Here is a 23,831-nt window from a genome sequence, read left to right on the forward strand (position 1 = left end):
ATCCAATATATTGTGTCCAGCTAACGAAACAATGAAAGCACTTACATTTATTGTAATGATCCAACAAAAAATACCAATAGACAAGGGGGTTAAAACAAAAATACAACAAACCGCAGGTAAGCGCTTACACCTAAAACACGGATTGCAAAGATGAGAATTTTTAGAACGTTATCGATCATTCAACTGACGAGCCTAAGCTTTACCATTCTGGGCTTATGTTTACTGGCTATGGCTGGACTTTCTTGGCAGTTAAGCATGCCGCTGGAAAACAGCCTCAAACAATTAAATCAGCGAGATCTGCCAAGGCTGGCGAGCAGCCAAGCATTGATCCAAGCCCTAACCCAAAGCGCTCAAACCATAAGCCAGGCAGAAAATAGCCACCAAGCTGGTGAACTCGAAGCCTTGAACAAGCAAATTCAGCGACAGGCTCAGGTTTATTTTGAGCAACTTAAGGCGCTTAGCGCCCTCAGTACTGACACTAATAGCGCACAACTGCAGCAACAAAGTGAGCTTTGGTTTACCCGTGCCAGCCAAGTTCTAAGCGCTCAAGCCCCTTTACTCAAGCAACAACAACAGCTCGCCGAACACCGCGCGCAATATCAACTATTAAGTATTCAGCTTAACCAAGCCCTAGGGCAACTTCGCGCTTCGGTAAAAAAAGACTACCCCAAGATGCTGCTCACTAATGTTGATACCGCGCTTTCCTTGATGCAGGCTCAAGCTGCCCGAGCGCTCAACGGCCAAGATCTGGCGCAAGTAAAAACAGCCCTTCGCTCAGCCAAAGCAAAACTCGACCTAGTCGAAGCCGATTTTTCGGAGCTCATCACTCGCTTAGGCTTAAGCCATCAAGACATTTCTCGCCAGCTGCCGCTATTACTCAGCGAATTAACTGGCGAACAAGGGATCGTCAGCCAATACTCAGCCTACTTACAGTCTCACTTTCACCAACAACAACAACGCTTAGCCTTACAACAGCAAAGCCGTATTTTGAGCCAACAATTGAGTGACTGGCAACAAGCCAGGCAAACTCAAACCGCCCAACAACTGGTGAATAGTCTCAGTAAACTGAGCCAACTCAGACAGGGGCAAGTCAGCGCCTCCGCGATTGCGATAGGCTTTTGTTTGAGCCTAGGACTACTGCTATTTATCACCATCCGTCAACCCTTAAAACAATTGCTTGCCACCTTGAGCGCTCTCGCCAAAGGCGAGTTGCAACAGCAATGCCACTATCGAGCCAACAACGAATTTGGTCTACTCAGCAAAAAAATCAATCAAGTGATCCAGCAACAACGCGAAGTAGTTCTCGAGCTACAACAGAAAAGCCAGCAGCTAGAGAGCGCCGCCAGTAGTAACCAACACCATGGCCTCGACATCCAACAGCAACTAAACCAACAGCGTCACGAGTGCCTCAACGTGGCCTCTGCAATGAGCGAGATGGAACAAGCAATCCAAGATGTCGCTGGCCGCGCCGAGCATGTCAGTCAAAACATGCAACAGATCCAGCAGCTCAGCGAACAAGGCGCCAATTTGACCACTCAGGCGAACCATAGTAATCACCAGTTAATCAGCCACCTAAGTCGCTCTGGTAAAAACATTGAACAGCTCGCCGAACAAAGCCAAGTTATTGGCAGCATCCTTGAAGTGATTGATGGTATCACTCAGCAAACCAACTTATTGGCACTGAATGCCGCCATCGAAGCGGCTCGAGCCGGTGAACAAGGGCGTGGCTTTGCGGTCGTGGCAGACGAAGTACGACAGCTTGCACAACGCAGCGCCAGCTCAACCAAACAGATTCAGGGAATGATCGAACAACTACAACAAGTCGCCCATTCTGCGGTATCAGACATGCAAACTTGCACCCAAGCAATGGATGATAATCAAATTTACTATCAGGGACTTAGCCAGCATATACAACAAGTCAGTGAATCGGTGAGTTGCCTCGCGGGGCTCAATCACGAAATAAGTATTGCCACCGGGCAACAGCGTAATAGCAGCCTCGAGGTCTCACGAAGCATGGAACAGATCTCACAGTCGGCACAGCACAACTATGCCGTGGTATCACGGCTTCATCAAGCCAGCGAACAACTGGAAGACTTTGCTCAGCAACAACTGAGGCTATGCTTGCGCTTTCATATTGATGCCCAAGTCTCAAACATTTAACTTGCCATCTGGCAATAGGAGAGAACATGAAAATACCCGCAATGCTGTGTATCGTGCTCGCTATATTCAGCCCTCAGCTTATGGCGATGATATCTCCCTCATTAGCAGGTGCGACCACACTCTCCTTGCGCTTTAAACAAGCCCCTCAAGCCCAATGGAATAAGCAACGAATCAGCGCTCGACTGACTGCAGATCAGCGCGCTTTTATACTGCAAGATCAACAACAACATGCTTTTAATGATGCAGAGCTATTTAAGCTTAGCATCTCTCAAACCCTGCCCTACGGTCGAAAGTTATTGTATTTTAAGTTGCATTTAGTTGATGACTTTAAGCCTTTATGGGGCCAAAAAATCCTACAGCTGAAAGTCGATGGTAAAGAACTAGAACCCGCCAAGGCTGCCAATGGCAAGGCGCTATGGCATAAAGTGGTTGAAGAAGACAACAAAGGGTTTATTCCAACGGGGCTCAGCGAACTGTGGTTTGAGTTGCCCAGTGACAGCACAGAGATTAAATTCATGACGATGATGACGGCCGGTGCCGAGCACTTTCAAGCTGAATTAAGTGATTTCATCATTTATTCTTGGCCCGAATCCGACCAACGGACACAGGTCTACCAGGTGCGTTTCAACCACGATGGTTATCTCAAACACACTGCCAGCCCAGTATTAATAGAGTTGCCAGATTGGATTGAACAAAGCCAGCTGCCAGTAAGCATTAATGCCGTCGACGTCGAACCACAAGAACTCATGCTCACGATCCCTTCACAGAGCGATCCAGGCTCGGGCATGAAAGTCGTAAGCTTGGATCTAGCAAACCTCAATACTCGCTTCACAGGCAAGCCGCTGACGCTACAAATTAACTCGATCCATCCTCAACTGACAAACACCCGTATCAGCCTCAAACAAGGTCTTGATCTTTCCAGCCTACAACGCCATCGAGACCAAGCTTTAGCCGCTTTTTATTACTTTGACAGCAGTGATTTAGGCCCCTATTCGGGGACCCACCCCCAAGATAGTCGAGCCAAACGGCTGGATAGCGAGAGCACGCTGGATGTGCGCGGCGGCTGGTTTGATGCGGGAGACTATGGCAAATATTCGGTCAATGCAGCCTATTCACTGATGACGCTATTGATGGCCGAGCAATTACAACCCACCGCCTTTGCCGTGAACATTTCACCAATTGCCAGCGACCAAGGTTCGGACTTACTGGCACTGCTCAGCAGTGAACTCAACTTGTTACTCAAGCTGCAAGCCGACAATGGTGGGGTTTATCACAAAGCAGCATCAGCTCAATGGCCACCATTGGCGCAAGCGCCACAACAGGATCACCAAATTAAAACCGTACTACCAATCACCACGACCGCAACGGCTCACAGTGCAGCTGCGTTTGCCATGGCCGCCAACAGTTTTGCTCGATCCCGCCAATTAACGCATCAACAACAGGCCCTGCAATATCGCCAAGCTGCCTTGCGCGCATGGGCTTATCTAGAGGCCCATCCGCAATTGGAGATGATAAAACAACGTTATCATCAATTCGAATACGGAGGTCCTTACGATGATGTGGACGACCGAGATGAGCGACTACTCGCGGCACTTGCGCTCTACCAGATGACTGGCGAAGTACACTACCTCAATCACAGCAAACAATACCTCGCAAGTTTACTGGAGTTACCGCGTTTAGGTGATCCTTCCCCCAGCTGGCGAGATAACCGCAGCCGCTCAGTGCTGCTGTATTTAAAAGCTGCGCCGAAAAACGACGATTTATATCCAAGTGTCCACCAAGCTCTGAGCCACTATTTAGAACATATTTTAAGCTTGCAACAAAACAATCCATATGGCATCGCCTTTGCTGGCCATCAACAACAATTCGATTGGGGCTCCAATGGCATTATCGCTAGCACAGGTTTCCAATTACTATACGGTGGATACCTTTTGGATAAACCAGCATGGCTGGCAGCAGCGATGCAGCTGAGCCACTGGTTTTTTGGTCTCAACCCTCACGGCAAAATATTTGTGGTCGGCGACACGCCCAATCATGTGCAACACCCACACTTTCGCCCCTATGTATCAAAAGCCTCACCACTGCCAGTTGGCCTGCTCATTGGTGGCGCAAACTCGGTCGAACTGAAGGGCGATATGATGGCTGCCACCCGAGAAAATATGGCACCAATGCAGGTCTACATTGACCATCAGGATTCTTGGGCCAGCAATGAAGTGGCCATTAACTGGCAAGCGCTGTGGGCAGCTTACTTATGTTTGTTGAATCAGAGCCTGGCCAATAACCTCCAGTGACGCCACGCAAGCTGAGTTCAGGTGAATACAGCTTAGAGTCATCCAAACGAGCCAACTGATGGCGTAAACAGCGGATTAAAATTTGTATTTACACAACGAGACCAAGCAATCTTTGAGGATTGTCAGTAAACTTAAGCTGAAATGAGGCTTGCGGGGCTGAATGCAACAATAACCAGCCGCCTCCAGTTCAGTTGCACGACATAGAGTAAAGCATACAGGGGAAGACATGATGGGAATTTTGATCTGGTTGCTAATTGGCGCAGCCGCAGGCTGGTTAGCGGGACAAATCACCAAAGGAAAAAGCTTTGGCCTACTTGGCAATATTGGGGTAGGTATTGTCGGCTCAATGCTCGGCGGTTTTATTTTTCGCTTACTGGGTTTTCACAGTGCCAGTCTTGTGGCATCGCTGATTACCGCAACGGTCGGCGCGGTATTATTGCTCTATCTAGTGAGTCGATTTAAAAGCTAAAGTACATAAAAAAGCACAGCCGAAGCTGTGCTTTATCAATCAAACAAGGAGCGACTCAAGACTCTTGGTTTAAGCGCTTTTCTAACGCAGCGACTTTCTGCTCTAAGGCACTCAACTTTTCTCGGGTGCGCAACAAGACTTGTGTCTGTACGTCGAAATCTTCACGATTCACCACATCCAGCTGGTTCAACTTGGCTTGAATCACTTGTTTTACCTTGCGCTCAAACTCATCCCCAACATTCTTTAAGCCGGGGGGCACCATCTCACTCACTTGTTTGGCGATCTCTTCGATTTTGGCTGGGTTAATCATCTATCTCTCCTTTAAGTTAGACTCATTGTATAGAAGCTCTGCTAAGGGCTCAAGCGGCTCTGGTATTAGTATGACCGAGCTAAACGAGCATCAATTTGAGATATACGACCCACACCACCCCGTAGCAGCAGACCCTGCAGTGCGGCGCATGAACGCTCGGCTTGCATGCCTTGAGTCGAAGCTTTCGACCAATACAAATGCCGCTGTTGGCTAGCCCGTTGATAAATCGAAGCTCTCGCTGAAAAGCCACACCAACAAAACAAACCCGCAGTCAGTCTCATAACCAGCGCTGTAATGAACGACTAATGACTAAGTTTAGCAAACTGAGCACCAAGCACCCGCTGCAGCACATCCGCCTTAAGCTGCAAAGACAAACCACGTTTACCGCCACTCACCACAATGGCAGGCAAGGCTTGAGCGCTCTCATCCACAAATGTCGCTAAACGTTTTTTTTGGCCAAAAGGGCTGATCCCCCCTTTAACATAACCAGTGGTACGCTCAGCAACGGGCACCTCGGCCATCCGCATTTTCTTGATTTTTGCGGCCTTGGCCAGTGCTTTTAAATCCAGTTGGCCAGTCACTGGCACCACTGCCACCACCATTTTCTTGGGATCGTGTTCATCACAGGCCACCAACGTTTTAAAGACTAGCTCTGCGGCCAAACCCAGTTTTTCGGCGCTATCTAGACCAACGTTGCCCTGCTGAGGATCACTTTTATATTCCAGTAATAAATAATCCTGTTTGGCTTTTTTAAGCTGCTGTACTGCCGGCGTCATAAATCTTCACTCCTTAATTTCGCGCTGCCACTTGCCAGAATCGCTGCAGCAATGGTTCATGTAACCTTCTTGATAACATGCAGATCCCCAAATCGAAAGGCTCCAGCTCCACCCCGACCGGAATACTTTGGATCCGCTCACGCATTGGGCTGTTATCCACCACCACTTGCGGAGCGATCCCCACACCGCTGCCGAGCGCCACCATGCTAACAATAGCCTCGTGACCCGCCACCTTGGCATAAACATGAGGTTGAATACGCATCCCTTTAAACCAATGATCAATCCGAGCACGCGCTGGGCCATGTTCTGGCAAAATAAAGGGAATTTGATCCCAAGGAATAGGATTTCGCTCTAATAGTTTACGAACCGCACAGGGAACCGTGGGGCCAATAATCGACAGGGGCACCTTACTAATACTAGCAAAAGCCATGTTCAGCGGTAATTGCTCGGGGCGGGCGGCAATCGCGATATCGACTTCCCCATCGGCGACCTTACTCACCGCCAACGCCACATCGCCGGTGGCTAATTTAATATCGGCATTTGGGCAGGTAAGACGATACTTATCCAAAATATCTGGCAGGTGACTATAGCTCGCGGTCACCGAACAATACAGGGTCAACTCCCCCGCCAATTCGCTAGATTGCAAAGATAAATCCATTTGCAGCTGTCGCCATTGTTGTAACCAATTTTCGGCAAAACTGCGAAATCGCACTCCCGCCTGAGTCAGATGTACGCTGCGTTTATCACGACTAAACAAACGACTGCCAAGCTCTTCCTCTAGCCGCTGAATCACCCGACTTAAGGTAGAGGGGCTAACATGCATCGCCTGACTGGTTTTCGTAAAATGCAGGCTGTGGCTTAAGTGTAAAAACAGCTCAACACTTCGAACATCCATTGCTTTTCCTTGATAAAGCCTGTTTCATTTTATGCAATACAATATCCCAAAATCATCATTTTACGCAATATTAGTTTAGGTTTATATTAAATCCATCACGAGACAGGATAAGAAACGCGCTCAAGAAAAGAAGTGCATTGGGATCTCGTAAACACAACAACACCATCATCATTTGATTAACGCTATTTTACGGAGTCGAACATGGCTAATTATTTCAACACCCTAAGCTTGCGCGAGAAACTAGAGCAATTGGGTAAATGTCGTTTTATGGATCGCAGCGAATTTGCTGATGGTTGTAACTTTATTAAAGACTGGAACATCGTGGTAATTGGTTGTGGTGCACAAGGCCTAAACCAAGGTTTAAACATGCGTGATTCTGGGCTCAACATTTCTTACGCTTTACGTGATGCGGCAATTCAAGAGAAGCGCGCTTCTTTTGTACAAGCGACCGACAACGGCTTTAAAGTTGGGACTTACCAAGAGCTAATCCCACAAGCTGATATGGTGCTTAACCTCACCCCAGACAAGCAACACAGCAACGTGGTTGAAGCGGTGATGCCGTTAATGAAGCAAGGTTCTACCCTCGCTTACTCGCATGGCTTCAACATTGTTGAAGAAGGTATGCAAGTGCGTGAAGACATCACCGTAGTGATGGTGGCGCCCAAATGCCCAGGCACTGAGGTTCGTGAAGAATACAAACGTGGTTTTGGAGTGCCAACCCTAATCGCTGTGCATCCAGAAAATGATCCTCAAGGCAACGGTCTTGCGATTGCAAAAGCTTATGCTTCTGCAACCGGTGGTGACCGTGCCGGTGTACTTCAGTCTTCTTTTGTTGCGGAAGTTAAATCTGACCTGATGGGTGAGCAAACCATTTTATGTGGTGTGTTACAAACTGGTGCAATCTTAGCCTATGACAAAATGGTAGCCGAAGGTATTGAACCCGGCTACGCCGCTAAACTCATTCAATTTGGTTGGGAAACGGTTACCGAAGCATTGAAGCACGGTGGCATCACCAACATGGTCGACCGTCTATCTAATCCAGCTAAAATCAAATGTTTTGACCTAGCCGACGAGCTTAAAGACTTAATGCGTCCGCTATTTGAAAAACACATGGACGACATCATCGAAGGCGAATTCTCATCAACCATGATGAAAGACTGGGCCAACGATGATGTAAACCTACTAAAATGGCGTGAAGAAACTGGCCAAAGCGGTTTTGAAAAAGCGCCAGTATCTGAGGTAGAAATTACCGAACAAGAATTCTTCGACAAAGGCATCTTGTTAGTTGCCTTGGTTAAATCGGGTGTTGAACTCGCCTTCGAAACCATGGTTGCTGCTGGCATCATCGAAGAAAGTGCTTACTACGAGTCACTACACGAAACGCCACTCATCGCCAACACCATCGCTCGTAAACGTTTATACGAAATGAACGTGGTTATCTCTGATACTGCAGAATACGGTTGTTACCTATTCTCGCACGCTGCCGTGCCTCTATTGCGCGATACCGTGAACAACATCAGCCTGGAGTACATCGGTAAAGGCTTCGAAGAGCAAGATAACGGCGTGGATAACGCGCGCCTCATCGAAGTAAACGAAGCACTACGCAGCCATCCGGTAGAAGTAGTTGGTAAGAAACTTCGTGGCTACATGAAAGACATGAAGAAAATTGCCGTTGGCGGTTAATCTTCTCGCTTTTGGCTAATGACGATTAGCTAACTGTGAAATTGAAAGCCCTGAGCAATGCTCGGGGCTTTTTTTGTCGGACTTATCCCCACGGCAAAACAGCACTGCCAACACGCCATTACGACCAATCAGAATCACTCGTAAAAAGCAGCGCTTTCGCCTACGGCGCCGTCATAAGCTTTGTCCAGCTAAAGCTTACCAGCAAAAGAAAGGCTGCCCTGCATCTTCTTAAATCCTGTGTTGCGCACTCACTAGGGCGTCGAAGTAACTCGCTACGCTCAAACAGACTTCAACGAATCTCCCTAGTTCATTTACGCTACTCGGAGAAGATGATGGGGAAGCCCCACTTGGATAGTTGTTGAGCTTTCTTTTATTAAATCGGTTTGCGATTAATAGTTCTTAATTTCAAATGAGTGCCTGTAGCGATTTTGATTTCACGAAGCTGAATATAGCTTAAGTGTCTGTTATCAAAGCGCCACAACACAAAGCGTCATCTCTTTTCATACCTTCATTATCGCCGAGTAGCGCAAGTGTCTAAGTGATAAAGTCGAAACCTGTTTGAGCGTAGCGAGTTTTTCGACGCACTTAGATACGAGCAACGCAGGAGGAAGATAATGCAGGGCGAGTTTTCTTTTTGCTTCGTTTTTCTTTGCTCGTCAAAGAAAAATGACGTCGCCGTCCAGGCGAAATCTACATAACCAGCTCACCTAAAAATCCAATTAAAATAGTAGACTAAAAACAAGAGCTTTCGCCTACGGCGCCGTCCAGGCGAAACCCAAACTGACCACTCGCGCCACAGCCACTAAGAACCCAAAATATAAACCCTCCATCTTCGCCGAGTCGGCAAACAGCCTAAGCAACGTTCTCTACAATAAAAACGAGATCACAATAGCTTATCGTTGCTTCGCATAATCCTGAGGCGTGCAGCCAAATTGCAAGCGAAAGGCCTGCACAAAACTACTAACACTTTTATAGCCTAAGGAATGTGCAACCAAGCTGGAGCTTTCCCCTCGGCTCAAGAGCTCCAGTGAGTTCATCAAACGAAAGCGGCTGCGCCATTGGCGAAAAGTCATCCCGGTTTCGGCTTTAAATAAACGTTCGATGGTGCGCACACTCGCGCCCACTGATTTTGCTAAGTCTAACAAGGGTAAATTCTGATTGGGATTTTGCACCATATGATGGATCAGTTTCGCCAATCGCGGGTCATTGCCAGCCGGGATCCGCACTTCAAAGGCCGGTAAATTCTCCAGCTCGTCAATCGCCACCAGTCCCAAACGCTGGATACTCGTTTGGTTCATGCTTGGAGGATCTTGATTAAGTCGCAGCACAATTTCGCGCATCAAGGGACTCATGCTTAACATCACCACCGCTTGTTCATGTTGGCGAATAGGAAATGACGGGTCGATGTACAGATTACGAATTTGAACAGCAGTTTCACTACTCACCTGATGATAGGTATTCATCGGGATCCAAACCGAATGAGTCGACGGCACCACCCACACGGCTTGTTCGCTGGTCACTCGCAATACCCCTTCCATGGCCCACAATAGTTGGCCTCGCGGATGGGAATGCGGTGAAATATTGACTTCGGCGAGCATATCTCGGCCATTGCTTAATACTGGTCGGCTCGCATCAATCGTGAATGCGATGTCGCTAGGCGGCAACATTGTCGCATTAGGAATAGGTTTTGTCATATTTACACCTTAAAACGACAAAGAGGATTCGCTATCTTAGAAAGGCAAGCACAATCATTTCAAGTCTTTTTTCACTCTTTCAGGAGAAGCGAACGATATGGACAGCAAACTCAACTTTAAAAATGTGATTCTATTGATGGCATTAGCTCTCGCCCTATGGTTCACGCTGTTTCCTATCGAGGGTCATGCAGATGGATTTTCGCATAGCGCCGCGGTGGTCTTCATTACTCTGATCTTTTGGAGCACTGGTGCACTCCCCCCTTTCCTCACCGGTTTGCTATTTTTTGCTTTAGTTGCAGTATTTAAACTCATCGCACCCAACATCTTGTTCTCTGGATTTGGCTCAACTGCGGTGTGGTTGATTATCTCAGGCTTTATTATTGGTTCTGCGATCTCCGTTTCCGGTTTGGGTAAAAAGCTCGCCTTCAGCATTGCTCCCTATTTAACCGCCAGTTATCCTCGCTTGATCGGCGGCCTGGTCGCCAGTGCGATGTTGCTGGGCTTTGTGATGCCCTCTTCTGTTGGGCGTTCGGTGGTATTAATTCCAATCGGTATGGCATTGGCCGAACAGGTGGGCTTTAGCCTAGGCAGCAACGGGCGTCGCGGGATCGCTACTGCACTGGCGCTAGCTTGTAATATGCCAAGCTTTGCAATCTTACCGTCCAACATTCCCAACATGATTTTGGCGGGCTCGAGCGAAACCCTGTTTAACATTCACTATCACTATACCGAATACCTACTGTTGCATTTTCCTGTCTTGGGGATCCTGAAGTCGCTATTGATCGTATTGCTGGTCCTGTGGATCTTTCCGGCAAAAATTTCATCCGCCACGGGAAAGCATTCGCCCAAACCAGATGAACCATTTGATAGTAAAATTCAAAAACGAGTTGGCATTATTTTGGGTATTACCTTGTTGTTCTGGATCAGCGACTCACTACATGGGGTAAATCCTGCCTGGGTCGGTCTAGTGACCGCGATTATCTTACTGATGCCCAAATGGGGCGTGCTGGCGGCGAAGTCCTTTAACAGCGCCATCGACTTTGGCACCGTCATCTTTGTTGCCGCAGCCTTGGGTTTAGGCGCTTTGGTGAACGCATCCGGGCTGGGTGAATATGTCGGGCAGGCTTTTAGTCACTTACTACCCAACACCGTAGAAAATACTTTCTTAAACTTTATGTCACTATCACTGATTTCGACCTTTACCGGACTCATTACCACCATTCCCGGAGTACCAACGGTGCTCTCTCCGATGGCAGCAAATTTTGCTGAGGCCACCGGCTTTAGCCTACCCGCGGTATTAATGACCCAAGTGATTGGTTTCTCAACGGTGCTGTTCCCTTACCAGGTTGCACCTTTAATCGTCGCGATGCAGCTGTCTGGCGAGCGCCTGGCCGATCTGCTTAAAATAACCCTTCCACTGGCATTACTGACCATTGTGGTACTGATGCCTCTGGACTATTTGTGGTGGAGACTACTAGGCTGGATAGCTTAGACCGGCGAGTGATAGCTGCAGGCAAATAAGCCACGCGCGCTCTGAACCACGGTTTGGCACTGAGCAAGGCCTTGGCATCAGCTTGAAATAAACCCACAAAATATAAAAGGAATTAGCGTCAACTCATGACAACTCAGACAATAAGGTTTAAGTTAAAGCATCAGCATACACAAGGGAGCTGTTATGCCTGTACCCTACGAGAATCTCGCTCAGGATAAGTCCAGGGGATGCCTGGTTGGTCTAGCGGTAGGGGATGCCATTGGCACCACCCTCGAGTTTCAGACCCCAGGGAGCTTTAAACCCCTCACCGATATGGTGGGTGGCGGTCACTTTTGTTTAAAGAAGGGCCACTGGACCGACGATACCTCGATGGCTCTGTGCCTCGGACATAGCTTACTGGAAAGTGAGGGGTTTGACCCAGGCGATCAAATGCAGCGCTACTGCAATTGGCTGGATAAAGGCTACATGAGTAGTATTGGTGTTTGCTTTGATGTAGGGGTGACGGTCTCCTCCGCCCTGCGCCGTTATCAAAAAACCGGCCAAGTCTTTGCTGGCTCCAAGGCACGCTGGAGCTCTGGCAATGGTTCGATCATGCGCCTAGCGCCGATCCCGATTTTTTACCAGCAACAGCCACTTGCAGCGGTTCATTATGGCGGCGAAAGCTCACGCACCACTCATGCCTCACCGCTATGCATCGATGCCTGTCGCTATTTATCGCTGCTATTACTGAGCTTGATTGAAGGTGGCGACAAACAGAGTTTTCATCACATCGCCTACACCCCACAAAGCGATGAAATAAGCCGCATCAAGGCGGGTGAGTTTCTCGAAAAACCTTACGCTGCGCTAACCGGCAGTGGCTATGTGATTGAGAGCCTCGAATCGGCACTGTGGTGTTTTATCAATAGTGACGATTTTGAATCCTGCGTGCTGGCGGCGGCCAACTTGGGCAACGATGCCGATACCACCGCCGCCATTGCCGGTCAGTTAGCTGGGGCTTATTACGGCCATCAAAATATTCGTCAGGACTGGCGGCAGGCCTTGCATCAACACCAACAGATTGCCAGCTTGGCCGATGGGCTGTTCGCGGCTTCACAAAACCAGCCAGAACACGTCATCGCAGCCCGATGAATTCGCAGCTCTACAGCCCCAGCGCCAGCGAAACGCAATTATTGCAGCAGATCTGCCTGCCGCTGAATCATTGCAATCTGCCTTCCTGGTTACTGGCCAGCTTGGCCTATCAGCAACAGCCGATCCCCTTGCAACTGGATTTAATTAGCACCTGGTATCCAAAATTATTTACGGGTGTAAAGCGGGCCGAAACTGCCGAACAACGCGCCGCACAGTTTAAAGACTTTATGAATTTTCGCTTTAACTTAGCGCAGGGGCGCAGCCAAGCAAACCCAAACGACCAACCTCCGCCGCGGCCGAAGGTCAACTATCGACGGCTATTGCTGGGGTGGTTATTTGACTCCGATAATCAACAGGGAGCGGCGTGGCGCAGCTGGGTGGAGTCACGCTTTGGCCTGCTCACTTGTTTTCACCATGAAACGCTGGCCGATCCAGACGGCCCGGCCTATTTGCGCTTTCGCCAACAGTGTAGCCAAGCGACCTACAATACCAATGAACTCTATGACCAGTTAGATCTACTCTACTGCTTTTGCCAACAGGAGCTGCGGCTGCGTCACCCCAATGGCGAGCACCTCAGCCTCTATCGAGGTTGCACCGCCTTGCCGGAATATCACCTCGAAGGACAAGCGGTAAAACTGTTCAATAACCTCAGCTCCTTCACCGCCGATCCCGAGGCGGCATTACGCTTCGGCTCAAAAGTGTTTGCGGTGCAGGTGCCTTTGAGCAAAATCGTCTGTTTCGAGTCGCTACTGCCCCGCAGCCTGCAAGGCGAGCAAGAATTCATGGTCTTGGGTGGCTTATATCGCGTCGAACCTTTCAAGTTTTAAAGACCAGCAGTTGACAGAATATCAATGAGTGATGCACGTTGGTCTAAGTATATTGCTATTTGGAGCATTCAATGATTAAAACCAAACAATTAAAACTAAGAAAACCCGATACAAACGACATCGACATTATTGCAGAGATTTTATCTTGTCCGCTGCAAACTAAATATCTTCCTCACGAAAAACCATATTCAACACAACAACAACGCAGTTATCTAGAAAATCGAATACAGCATTGGCAAGAGCATCAATTTGGAACCTTTATTATTGAACTTACCCATCAAGCCTCTAAAAAAATCGGCTTTATCGGTTTTGAATATGCACCGAACCCAGCGTTTATCGATATCCGAATGGGCCTGGTCCATGCCTGCGGGGGTTATGGTTATGCGACTGAATCGGCACATGCAGTCCTAAAATGGGCTTTTAATCAAAACATAGCCAATGCGCTCTATGGGGTTGCTGTACAAGAAAATATTGCCTCCCAACGCGTGCTTACAAAGATCGGAATGAAACCCGTGCAAGACGTAGATCTATACCATCGACCGGGTCTGATCAACTTTGTCATTGAGTCGCCAAAGTCATAACACCATCATCAAATCCACCTGAAATGAACTCACAGAGGACCCAGACAAGCATGCAAATAGTCACCACAGAAAAACAAGAAAAGGAACAAAATATTCAGCGCCACACTCTCAAATTGATAATTCGGTAAAATATGAGTCAACGCCTCCGAACAGAGCAGATTTTGTATTAACTAGAGATGAGAAACAGCAATTCCCATCCAATGAAGCAAAGCTCTCTGACCGCGAGGCCATAATCTACAGTCATAAACTGATTCAATATAATTGCTTGTTAACGACGCTTCAAGATAGAAACTAAGCATTTGTTTTTAAAAAAATATTACTAATATCGAGCGCTGATAGGTGAATCACATTGTCAATACTCAAATTTGCAAAATAGCAAAATAGCAAAATAGCAAAATAGCAAAATAGCAAAATAGCAAATGATAAACACAACCATTGGGCCGTCTGAAGGCGTTTAATACTCGCCTCAAAAAGTGCGGCCAGTCCACCGCCAAACCGTTCGAGATGGCACTAAAAAAGCCCCATGCAAGGCATGGGGCTGTTCACAGGCGCACAGGAAAATAGCTAAAGCTGATTTTAGATGCAATTACGGCGGCGCGATAACACCACAAAGCCTAAGCCAAGGGCAAATAAAATAGAACTCGAACCTTCACTCACCGTCGCAGGAATTTGCGGCTCTTGCCAGTTAAAGCCGGTATTGTGGAATTCTCTGGCACCGGTGAAACTCTCTGCCGCAACACTGCCATCAAACACTGCACCACCAACCAAATCGGCATCCATTGCCAATATCGCGCCGACAAAGGCGATACTGTTAAAATCGATAGTTTCTGCTTCGTAGAAGTTCCACAAAATATTCGCCGCGCCAATGTTCAGGCCATCATCTAAGATCCCAAAACCGCTGGTAAGGTTGACCCCTCCGGCTACCGATACCGCAGAGCCGGCTACGTTAATAACCACCGTTTTAGCCGAGCCAGCCGCTAATGACAAAGAGTTATTTTGGGCAAACACCTCACTGAAGTTGACATTAAATACCGCCATATCATCGCTACCACTATAAGACAAGTGACTAGTGCTAAAGCTACCATTTGCAGTTAAACCGGAAAAATATGCGGAATCGGCACGTAGTTGCGACTCAAGACCAGCCATATTACTGGCCATGGCAGCTTGCTCGCCTGCCGTCACTTTTTGCACACTGGAGCCGCCACCATTTAGGTTTACGTTGCTCACATTTAAGTTGCCACCGTAAGTCAGGCTACCAGCATTCAGGTTAATATTCGAAGCATTGATATTGCCTGCAACTGTAACCGTATCTTCAAAAGGGACGGTGGTTTCACGAATCGCAAAAGTTGGCGATTGCCCAGCGGCATTTAAGTCACCACCAATAATGGTTCGTCCTTCGACTTCTCCACCTTGGTAGTGATAGTCACCAGTGAGGATTAAATTGTAATCACTTAAAGGCGTTGCTTGGCTAGCTGCTGAGTACAATAAGGCAACACCGATCACTGCTGCTTGGCCAAATTTTTCATAAAACATATAACTTTTCCTGATACTGCTAAGTCGCCTAAATTTATTCAATGTTTTCAAAGTGAAACCGTGATAAGCGATGGTTTCTCGACCGCTCAGTCTGCGCATCAAAAGCAAAAATTAAGCCAACAAGTAAATAACCATTTAATTCAATGCCTTACGAATAAGTAAATAAAACTGTACATGAGGAATGATGCAAATGTGTAAAAAAACTCGACAACTGCTCAATATTAGCATTTCAGCAACAAGCTTTAGATTCGCCTCATCATACGATACGAGCTTAAGCTTGAATGAATTTGTCAAACCGACTATCCATACATGCACTAATATCTGTCGTCACAAACCGACCGTTGTAAAACAAACTAAAGATGGTTGCCGGAGAAGGGCAGTTTTGCGCCTGCTGGCAAGTATCAAGCTTAATAACGGTCAATGGAATATGACGTTTTTCACAACTTTCTCTTAAAGATTGAGTCGCATGATATTCAGCAAAAGGGCAGCGATTAGAAAAATAGACGACACAGCCTTGCGGTACAAGCCCCGGGCTTTTAAGCTGAGCAGCGAAGCTAGGGAGTACCAGCTCCTCGTCGAAGGCTAAACAGAGTAAAACGAAGCCATCCGCAATTTCATCGCTCACCACAAAACCCTGTTTAATTAACCATTTGCTATCGCTCATAAAATGATTTTTGTTGCGACCCGCCACCGCAACTAAACCTAGTTTGGCCTGCTGCTTGGCATCTTCAATCGCTTGGTTTAAAAGATATAGACCATGCCCATGGCCTTTATATTTTCCCGACACCCAAAAACAACCAAGCGCCAAGTAATTAGGCGCCACGATCGGCAACCATGCGGTTTCGGCAGGACCATATTCAATAAACACCTTTGCCCGTTGATTGAGGCGTTTGAATACATAGCCTTGCTCAAATTGTTGGGTTAACCAGTCTTTTTTTGCCTGATAACTTTGTTGACACTTTTTATCCGAAAATGCACAGCAGATATGCTCAGTTGCAATATTCGACGGACTTAAACTGATGTATTCCACTTTTCAACTCCTTGCTCCTTAACCTTCATCCATTAACTCCAATCAAGCGCTTGGTTCGCCAATAAATAAAGACCACTTTCTACACAAACGCCACTTTCATGCGCCTTAAAACCACACATGATAATGGTACTCACTCATAACAAGCGTTTATAAGTTGAGCCATGCAAGAAGCCACGATCTTGTTTGCCAAAAGTGACATACTCACCAGAAATAACCAGAAATCTCGATGACACGACTCATTGTGACTATATTGTAAAATAAGCTGATAATGCCCCCCAATTAAAGTAGGTGCCCGATGAAGCAACTGACTGCCCTTATTTTATTTATTTTAAGTACGACCAGTACCACTGGTTACACAGCGCAAACAGAGCGAGTTTACTCTGTGGGGATTGTGCCTCAATTTGAAACCAATAAACTGCATCAAATTTGGCATCCAATACTGCTGCAGCTAACCGCTAAAACAGGCTACAAATTTAAATTGTTGGGCTCCACCTCTATCCCTGATTTCGAGCAAGACTTGGCCGCTGCCAAATACGACTTCGCTTACATGAATCCTTACCACCTGCTGATTGCCAATCAGCAAGCTGGTTATCTTCCTTTAGTTCGCGATCATGGCCGTAAGCTTTATGGCGTATTAGTTGTAAAAAAAGACAGCAATATCACAAGCCCTACACAACTAGATGGCAAGACCTTGGTTTTTCCGTCGCCTAATGCACTGGGCGCATCGCTACTGATGCGACAAGAACTGAAAGACCAATATGACCTCAACTTTAACGCTCGCTATGTCAAAACTCACGACTCTGTTTACCTCAATGTATTATTAGATGAAGCAGACGCAGGCGGTGGAGTGCAAAAAACCCTGAATCGCCAAAAGAAACAATATAAAGAACTACTAAACATCATTCACAGCACCGCAAAAGTAGCGCCTCACCCCTTTACTGCACGACCTCAAGTTCCAATTGAAGTAAGAGAGCGAGTACGTGATGCTTTATTAGAGATGGGCAGCTCAAAAAAGGGGCTGTTACTATTATCCAAGATCCCTATTAACAGTATAGGACCGGCAAACCTAGATGATTATTTACCACTCAAAACAATGGACCTTGAACGTTTCTATGTGGCGCCAAATAAATAGATGAAAATTAATTTAAAGCTCGCGATACCACCTTTGATAGGCCTGATTCTGATAAGCCTGATTATTCAGTTGTACTGGATCCCGCTGCAATTGGAAAACGCCAAGACAGAATATAAGAAACATACTTATGAATTGCTCACTTTGGGAGAATCATCAATTGCCAAGAGCCTACTACAACGAGACTTGGGCGCTTTATACGTTCACCTCGAATATTTAGAAGAAACCTATAAGTCTCGCTGGCAGAACATCGCGCTATATAACTATAACAACAAGCGTTATTACCCCATCGTAAAACCATCGCTAAATGACAAGCAGAGCAAGCAACTAATTCATATTGTTCATGAACTAAGTTCAGGAGAGAAATATCTAGGTCGTATTGAGTTAGACGTAAACTGGAGTGATAAGCGACAAACCGTTATCTCGGATATTAATAAGGTGAGAAACATGGTGATAGGCTTGGTTTTATTAAGCCAACTCATTGCCCTATTAAGCCAATATAAAATTATCTATAGGCCACTTAAAAAGCTCAGCCTCGCCACCCAGAAAGTCGTCGAAGGTGATTTTAGACCGGCACTCCCATCACTAACGGAAGACGAAATTGGCGATCTAAGCAAAGCATTTAAAACCATGGTAGAAGAACTGGCATTCCGTAAAAATGCGCTTGACGAACATGCTATTATTAGCGCCGTAGATCGCTCAGGTCGGATCACCTACGTCAACACCAAGTTTTTACAAATATCCGGTTATTCTGAAGAAGAACTGCTCGGCAAAACTCACCGAGTGATTAAATCAAAAGTTCATTCACCAGAATTTTATAAGAGCATGTGGTCAACCATCACTCAAGGCAAGGTGTGGCAAGGAGAAATTTGTAATTTGACGAAAAACGGTGAGCACTATTGGGTCAGCTCAACCATTGTCCCCTTTTTAAATGAACACGGTGTGCCGCAACGTTATATCTCGTTACGCACCGATATCACCGAGCAAAAATCCGCTGAAGAACGGCTTCGGCACATGGCCAACCATGATGCCCTCACAGGTCTAGCCACTCGACGACTCTGTCGGGAAAAGTTGTCTACCGCCATCGCGATGGCACATCGTCACAAAAAATGCGCAGCTGTTTTATTTATTGACCTCGATGGTTTTAAAACAATCAACGACAGCTATGGTCATGATGCTGGTGATGCAGTGCTGATGAATGTTGGCAAAAGACTTTGCGCCACGGTACGTGAAATGGATACCGTGGCACGGATTGGCGGGGATGAGTTTATGGTGGTATTGAGCGACATTAGCGATCCTGACGATATCAAATTAATTGCGCAAAAGCTGATTAACAATTTGAAGGCTCCTTTTCATTTCAACGAGCAGCCTCTTCAGATCGGAGCCAGCATCGGTATCGCACTGTATCCAGACCATGCTCAAGATGCAGAAAGGCTGATTAATCGAGCCGATGAAGCCATGTATACGGTAAAATCTAATGGCAAAAACAATTATGCTTTTGCCGAAAAAGATTCACCGTCTCATACTGAACACCCGCATTGACGCTCAAATTCCCCTGTTATTTTAGTGGGGTATTTGAGCTTGAAGCGAAGCGCTAGAAAGAATAGCCATCCCATAACAGGCGTCGCGACTTTTCTGGATCGCGCTGTTGCTTTGACTGGGCGTCAAAACGCATGCTATAGCGTTGATTAAGCTGATACTGGCTCCAACTAACTTGACCTGTTTTCGCAAAATCAAGCCACTGACGATGCATCGAATCGGCCAGTGATTGTGGTGCATCACTACCAACAAACGCTTTGGCTTGATCCGTTGCTAAGGTATTGAAAGAGAAAGGAACATCCACAAAATGGGCGGCCCCTAACTGACCACCAAATGCTTTTGAACGCCAGGAAAAATTATAATGCCAAACTGGATTACCATTGTTGACCAGTGTCTCTGCAATATGTAACGCCGGCATTCTAAAGGTGTAGTCCGATTGAATATCGGCGAAGATATCCCCCTGAGTTGCTTGCCCATCCTCGGAATACACCTGCATTGGTTTTCCCGCTAACTTTAAGTCCCCTAAAAATAGCGACACCTCGGCATTCGTCATGCGGTCTAGTTGGCCACCAGGAACAAGATACAATCTCGCTTCCTGATCGGTGCTACCAACAATGACCGGAATGCTCGGATCGGCATTTTTAGCAAGGTTCACCATTGGCGTATCAACAATCAGCTTCCCGTCCATAACAGGCAGAAAAGCCGTTCCACCCCAAGACAACTCGCCCCATTGCTCACGGTCTTGGATCTGCTGCCCCAGCGCGACTACCCCAGCAACTAGCTCAGGATAAGGCACACTCGCAATTCCTTCAATTGAGGCTGCAACCTTGAATCGTTCAGCAAATGCCTCGCTTAGGCGCGTGGCTTGCGCTGTGCTTACCGCCTGCATTGGCGGGCTTTGCATAATCGCTTTATGAAATAGACCTTTCGCCGCCGGAGTGCCGAGTAAAATTGCAACACTTTCGGCCCCAGCCGATTGTCCAAATAAAGTCACCTGTTTAGGATCACCACCAAAGGCAGCAATATGCTGTTGCACCCATTGCAAGGCGAGAATTTGATCCAAGATCCCGCGATTATCGGGTGCGCCTTGCAAATGCATAAAACCATCCACGCCAACCCGATAATTAACCGTGACCACAATCGCCCCCTGCTTGGCATAGCTACTACCGTTGTATACCGATTCGCCAGCATCTTCACGAATAAAAGCGCCACCCGGGATCCATACCATCACCGGTAGTTTTCCCGGCAACTTGCCCATCTCAGCAGGAGCCCAAATATTTAAGGTAAGATCTCCTGGAGCGCCAACTAACTCGGTTTTAACACCACGACTCGGCTGCGGAGTTGGTGCGCCCAAAGCGCTAGCATCTAACACCCCACTCCAAGCTTGCTTGGCTTGCGGAGCCTGAAAGCGGCGCCCTTCAACAAAGGGGTTTTCGGCATAGGGCACACCATAGAAGCTGACGATATCATCTTTCACCACACCCGCCACTTGGCCCAAACCCGTAGTCACCATCAGCTGGTTATTAGGGGGAATAGGAGACGCGGCAAAGGCTGAGCTCACAAACATCGAAAGTAGGCTCACAGCACTCAACAATAAGGTTTTAAATGGATAGTTTTTCATGATTAAATCTCTGCTATTGCACTAGTTCGGAAAAGATTCGGGAAGCTCAGCAGGTGCGCAGGCGATAATATCATCTCGATCCGCACCACAATCTTCCATGAAGGTTATTTTAGCAAACTCATCAACCACCTCTTTCGGGTAGGTTGGTCCAGCGTCGCGGTATTGCTGCATTAATTCTAGATGTTCATTTTGATAACAAACGGTTTTTTTCGGGTCATTAAATACCCAACGCGGAAAGAAGATCACTCCATGTAACTCTAGTCGCGCTAAATTAATAGTTAAACTTACGCAGGTACCCGTGGGTTCATCCCAAGAAATTTTATAGACGTGCTGCGCGATCGGGTGAATATGGGCGACCTGATCGGTGACCCAGCGACCGCCAACAATACCACTGTGGATCCGGTAGTCAAACACGGTGTCAGACTTCACATAGATTTCGTATTTCCAACCATTTTCATAAGTATAAACAAGATGTTTTCCGACTAACGGGTCCAAAGCTAATTCATTTTTTTCGCTGTTCATAAAATTGCTCTCCTAAGAATGCTTGAGAATAATTTCTCGCATTGAGTTAATTTCGAACAACATTATCATTTGAAATATAAATCTAAAAACGCTATTTTTCATTCACAACAATCTAAAAATTAGATGGATAGTCATGCATCGCTCTACTTTGGAACAATGGTACATCCTGCAAACCGTGATCGATGTCGGTGGATTCACCGCAGCGGCAAAACAAGTGCACCGCAGTCAATCCTCGGTAAGTTATGCGATCAAAAACTTACAACAGCAGCTCGACGTAGAATTGCTGCGGATCCACGGCAAAAAAGTACAGTTAACACCACTCGGGGCAACCTTATTGGAAGACGTTCGACCCTTATTAAAAGAATTCGCCAACATTGAGCTTCGAGCCAAACTGCTCACCGCTGGCGCGCCTGCCAACATTAAGTTAGAAGTCGACAGTATCTACCCTAAGTCATTGCTGTTTAGAGCTTTAAGTGCATTTAAACAAACCTTTCCCCACACTCAGGTAGAACTCAAAGAAATCGTCCGTCTCGCCCCAACCAATAGTCTGGCAAATTGCGATTTATCGATTGGGCTTCCTTTCAATGGCAAGTTAATGGCCCAAAAACTTTTAGATGTAGAATTGGTAGCCGTGGCACACCCCGCACATCCCTTGCATCACCTTAAGAAAACTCGTTTAACTGAAGCCGACTTGAATCATTACATTCAAGTTCATTTGGATAATAACCATCAATATGCCAGTGCAACAATTGAGCGTTCAAGTCAACGCTGGACAGTCAATACCGTTGATGCCGCTATCGAAGCGGTGCGCAGTAATCTTTGTTTTGGCTGGCTACCGGCACATCGTATTGAAGACTTAATCAACCAAGGCGAATTAACGCCACTCCCCTTAGATATGGGAAGAGTTAGAAGCATTCCTTTATACCTAATCTATATGGACTATGATCGACGTAATCCCGCCATACAGGCCTTAGCCGAACTGATTTGCGAGGTGTAAGCGACCTAAGCAAACCAGTTTAAAAACTTAACTTTCGACGATAAAACTTAAACGAGCTAACTCTCGTCCATTCACATGCAACGCGACATAATGTTTTCCAGGATAGTATTTTCGGGTAGAAATCGCTTTAAAAGAGTGGTTTTTCTCCATCGCAAAAGTCTCCCCCTGATTTAAACAGAGATTTTTTAATTTAAAGACCTTGGCCGCAGTTTTTCCATTAGCTTTCATAAAATGCAACGCGTAGTCCAAAACAAACTTTTGTTGGCTTTTTTCAGCGCTTATTGCCAAGGCAAAAGTGAGCACATCGCCTAATTTAAACCGAGCATTGAGCAGCGCAAATTCCTGCAGCTGCAGCTTTGGCTCAGCGGTATAACCGAGTAAGGGGAAACTCAAGGGATGGCCTTGTTTCACCAAGCTGCGAGTCGCGTGTTTAATCACCCAATCAAGCTGTGGGTCATTGTTCTTTTGCCAAGCCTGACATAAGTCTAAAACTTGCTCTGGATGATCTTTACTGATGTCATTCAGGTTATTCGCCACCGAGCGCCGCACATACAAACTGGGATCATTCTTGAGTTGTTCCAGCAAAGGAATAATTGGCGATGGGTCACGGATCAGAGACTTTAACTGCGCTCCCCAAGGCAAACGCGGACGGCAGCCCTCACTCACCAGACGCCGCAGATGTTCATCTTGGTGCACCAACCAGCGATGCAACTGTGCCCAGGTTTGCTCCGGATGCAGCTCAAGAAAGGGGCGGATCGCAAACTCCGCACTAAATAGGGGGCTCAGCTTCGCCAACACTGGTAGGGCGAGCTGGGGATACTCGATACCTGCCACCGCCACGTAATCGGTGACTGGCCATATCGCAAAACCACGTAAGCTATCCTTTGGATCACCACCATCCCAATACTTTGGTAAGTTGCTCAACAGCTTCGCTGTTTGGCCAAAATCTTGCGGTAGCGTTTGTTGCAACGCCGCAATAATATGCTGCACCCGTTGCTTTAGTTCTAATTGCTCTAAGCCTGCCTGTGCCAACTCCATAAAACCTAAGGCATCAAATTGCGGATACACCGCCACCAAACCCTTTGCGATCCGTTGCAAGGCAGGTTCGGCTAAAGCATTTTTCATCAACATTTGTTCGGCCATATTCTCATAAA

The 23,831-nt window shown here is 46.9% G+C and carries 21 protein-coding genes; 11 read left to right on the top strand and 10 right to left on the bottom strand.

The window, feature by feature from the left end; translation table 11 throughout:
* The first annotated feature begins 150 nt into the window (after window positions 1-150).
* The 3 genes from ACRRS0_RS21165 (at window position 151) to ACRRS0_RS21175 (ending at window position 4,920) form a co-directional block, all read left to right on the top strand.
* Window positions 151-2,160 (top strand): methyl-accepting chemotaxis protein, encoded by a 2,010-nt coding sequence (locus ACRRS0_RS21165; RefSeq protein ID WP_432455623.1) that lies wholly within the window; start codon window positions 151-153, stop codon window positions 2,158-2,160.
* A 26-nt stretch (window positions 2,161-2,186) separates the two neighbouring features.
* Window positions 2,187-4,451, top strand: coding sequence for a glycoside hydrolase family 9 protein (locus tag ACRRS0_RS21170; protein ID WP_432455622.1), 2,265 nt, complete (start codon window positions 2,187-2,189; stop codon window positions 4,449-4,451).
* A gap of 226 nt (window positions 4,452-4,677) precedes the next feature.
* Entirely contained in the window at window positions 4,678-4,920 is a 243-nt protein-coding gene (locus tag ACRRS0_RS21175) for a GlsB/YeaQ/YmgE family stress response membrane protein (protein WP_432455621.1), read from the top strand.
* 55 nt (window positions 4,921-4,975) lie between these two features.
* Here the strand turns inward: ACRRS0_RS21175 and ubiK are convergent, their stop codons facing one another.
* The 4 genes from ubiK to ilvY all read right to left on the bottom strand — a co-directional run bounded on the left by ubiK (window position 4,976) and on the right by ilvY (window position 6,901).
* Window positions 4,976-5,230 carry a ubiquinone biosynthesis accessory factor UbiK gene (gene ubiK / locus ACRRS0_RS21180; protein WP_432455620.1) on the bottom strand — a complete coding sequence of 85 codons (255 nt, stop codon included), beginning with the start codon at window positions 5,228-5,230 and terminating at the stop codon, window positions 4,976-4,978.
* A gap of 65 nt (window positions 5,231-5,295) precedes the next feature.
* Window positions 5,296-5,511, bottom strand: a complete 216-nt coding sequence (locus tag ACRRS0_RS21185) for a hypothetical protein (RefSeq protein WP_432455619.1) — start codon at window positions 5,509-5,511, stop codon at window positions 5,296-5,298.
* 21 nt (window positions 5,512-5,532) lie between these two features.
* Window positions 5,533-6,006, bottom strand: a complete 474-nt coding sequence (gene ybaK, locus ACRRS0_RS21190) for a Cys-tRNA(Pro) deacylase (RefSeq protein ID WP_432455618.1) — start codon at window positions 6,004-6,006, stop codon at window positions 5,533-5,535.
* A gap of 13 nt (window positions 6,007-6,019) precedes the next feature.
* Window positions 6,020-6,901, bottom strand: a complete 882-nt coding sequence (gene ilvY / locus ACRRS0_RS21195; protein WP_432455617.1) for an HTH-type transcriptional activator IlvY — start codon at window positions 6,899-6,901, stop codon at window positions 6,020-6,022.
* A gap of 201 nt (window positions 6,902-7,102) precedes the next feature.
* Here ilvY and ilvC point away from each other — a divergent pair, with 201 nt between their 5' ends.
* Window positions 7,103-8,584 (top strand): ketol-acid reductoisomerase, encoded by a 1,482-nt coding sequence (ilvC, locus tag ACRRS0_RS21200; protein ID WP_432455616.1) that lies wholly within the window; start codon window positions 7,103-7,105, stop codon window positions 8,582-8,584.
* A gap of 893 nt (window positions 8,585-9,477) precedes the next feature.
* Here ilvC and ACRRS0_RS21205 read toward each other — a convergent pair.
* Entirely contained in the window at window positions 9,478-10,278 is an 801-nt protein-coding gene (locus ACRRS0_RS21205) for a helix-turn-helix domain-containing protein (RefSeq protein WP_432455615.1), read from the bottom strand.
* Window positions 10,279-10,414: 136 nt separating this feature from the next.
* Between ACRRS0_RS21205 and ACRRS0_RS21210 the strand changes: the two genes are divergently transcribed.
* The 4 genes from ACRRS0_RS21210 (at window position 10,415) to ACRRS0_RS21225 (ending at window position 14,306) form a co-directional block, all read left to right on the top strand.
* Window positions 10,415-11,770, top strand: coding sequence for an SLC13 family permease (locus ACRRS0_RS21210; RefSeq protein ID WP_432456129.1), 1,356 nt, complete (start codon window positions 10,415-10,417; stop codon window positions 11,768-11,770).
* A 183-nt stretch (window positions 11,771-11,953) separates the two neighbouring features.
* Window positions 11,954-12,898 (top strand): ADP-ribosylglycohydrolase family protein, encoded by a 945-nt coding sequence (locus ACRRS0_RS21215; RefSeq protein WP_432455614.1) that lies wholly within the window; start codon window positions 11,954-11,956, stop codon window positions 12,896-12,898.
* Complete coding sequence (locus ACRRS0_RS21220) at window positions 12,895-13,725, top strand: NAD(+)--dinitrogen-reductase ADP-D-ribosyltransferase (RefSeq protein ID WP_432455613.1); 831 nt, start codon at window positions 12,895-12,897, stop codon at window positions 13,723-13,725. Before ACRRS0_RS21215 ends, ACRRS0_RS21220 begins: the two co-directional genes overlap by 4 nt.
* A 71-nt stretch (window positions 13,726-13,796) precedes the next feature.
* Window positions 13,797-14,306: a GNAT family N-acetyltransferase gene (locus ACRRS0_RS21225; RefSeq protein WP_432455612.1), complete on the top strand. Its 510-nt coding sequence runs from the start codon at window positions 13,797-13,799 to the stop codon at window positions 14,304-14,306.
* A gap of 576 nt (window positions 14,307-14,882) precedes the next feature.
* On the opposite strand, the gene ACRRS0_RS21230 is transcribed toward ACRRS0_RS21225, so the two are convergent.
* Both ACRRS0_RS21230 and ACRRS0_RS21235 read right to left on the bottom strand, forming a co-directional pair.
* On the bottom strand, window positions 14,883-15,839 hold the full coding sequence (locus ACRRS0_RS21230) for a choice-of-anchor A family protein (protein WP_432455611.1): 957 nt from the start codon (window positions 15,837-15,839) through the stop codon (window positions 14,883-14,885).
* A gap of 271 nt (window positions 15,840-16,110) precedes the next feature.
* Complete coding sequence (locus ACRRS0_RS21235; protein ID WP_432455610.1) at window positions 16,111-16,869, bottom strand: GNAT family N-acetyltransferase; 759 nt, start codon at window positions 16,867-16,869, stop codon at window positions 16,111-16,113.
* 295 nt (window positions 16,870-17,164) lie between these two features.
* Here ACRRS0_RS21235 and ACRRS0_RS21240 point away from each other — a divergent pair, with 295 nt between their 5' ends.
* Both ACRRS0_RS21240 and ACRRS0_RS21245 read left to right on the top strand, forming a co-directional pair.
* The gene (locus ACRRS0_RS21240; RefSeq protein ID WP_432455609.1) at window positions 17,165-18,001 is read left to right on the top strand and encodes a phosphate/phosphite/phosphonate ABC transporter substrate-binding protein; all 837 of its coding nucleotides are present in this window, start codon (window positions 17,165-17,167) and stop codon (window positions 17,999-18,001) included.
* Complete coding sequence (locus ACRRS0_RS21245) at window positions 18,002-19,540, top strand: diguanylate cyclase domain-containing protein (protein WP_432455608.1); 1,539 nt, start codon at window positions 18,002-18,004, stop codon at window positions 19,538-19,540. It abuts the gene before it with no gap.
* Between the two features lie 52 nt (window positions 19,541-19,592).
* Here the strand turns inward: ACRRS0_RS21245 and ACRRS0_RS21250 are convergent, their stop codons facing one another.
* Window positions 19,593-21,158: a carboxylesterase/lipase family protein gene (locus tag ACRRS0_RS21250; protein WP_432455607.1), complete on the bottom strand. Its 1,566-nt coding sequence runs from the start codon at window positions 21,156-21,158 to the stop codon at window positions 19,593-19,595.
* 21 nt (window positions 21,159-21,179) lie between these two features.
* Window positions 21,180-21,680: a phenolic acid decarboxylase gene (locus tag ACRRS0_RS21255; RefSeq protein ID WP_432455606.1), complete on the bottom strand. Its 501-nt coding sequence runs from the start codon at window positions 21,678-21,680 to the stop codon at window positions 21,180-21,182.
* 133 nt (window positions 21,681-21,813) lie between these two features.
* On the opposite strand from ACRRS0_RS21255, the gene ACRRS0_RS21260 reads away from it, so the two are divergent.
* The gene (locus ACRRS0_RS21260; RefSeq protein WP_432455605.1) at window positions 21,814-22,677 is read left to right on the top strand and encodes a LysR family transcriptional regulator; all 864 of its coding nucleotides are present in this window, start codon (window positions 21,814-21,816) and stop codon (window positions 22,675-22,677) included.
* Window positions 22,678-22,704: 27 nt separating this feature from the next.
* Here the strand turns inward: ACRRS0_RS21260 and ACRRS0_RS21265 are convergent, their stop codons facing one another.
* On the bottom strand, window positions 22,705-23,820 hold the full coding sequence (locus tag ACRRS0_RS21265) for a DNA alkylation repair protein (RefSeq protein WP_432455604.1): 1,116 nt from the start codon (window positions 23,818-23,820) through the stop codon (window positions 22,705-22,707).
* Window positions 23,821-23,831: the final 11 nt, after the last annotated feature.

Origin of the sequence: Agarivorans sp. QJM3NY_29, assembly GCF_050870835.2 — a bacterium.
Taxonomy (GTDB): Bacteria; Pseudomonadota; Gammaproteobacteria; order Enterobacterales; family Celerinatantimonadaceae; genus Agarivorans.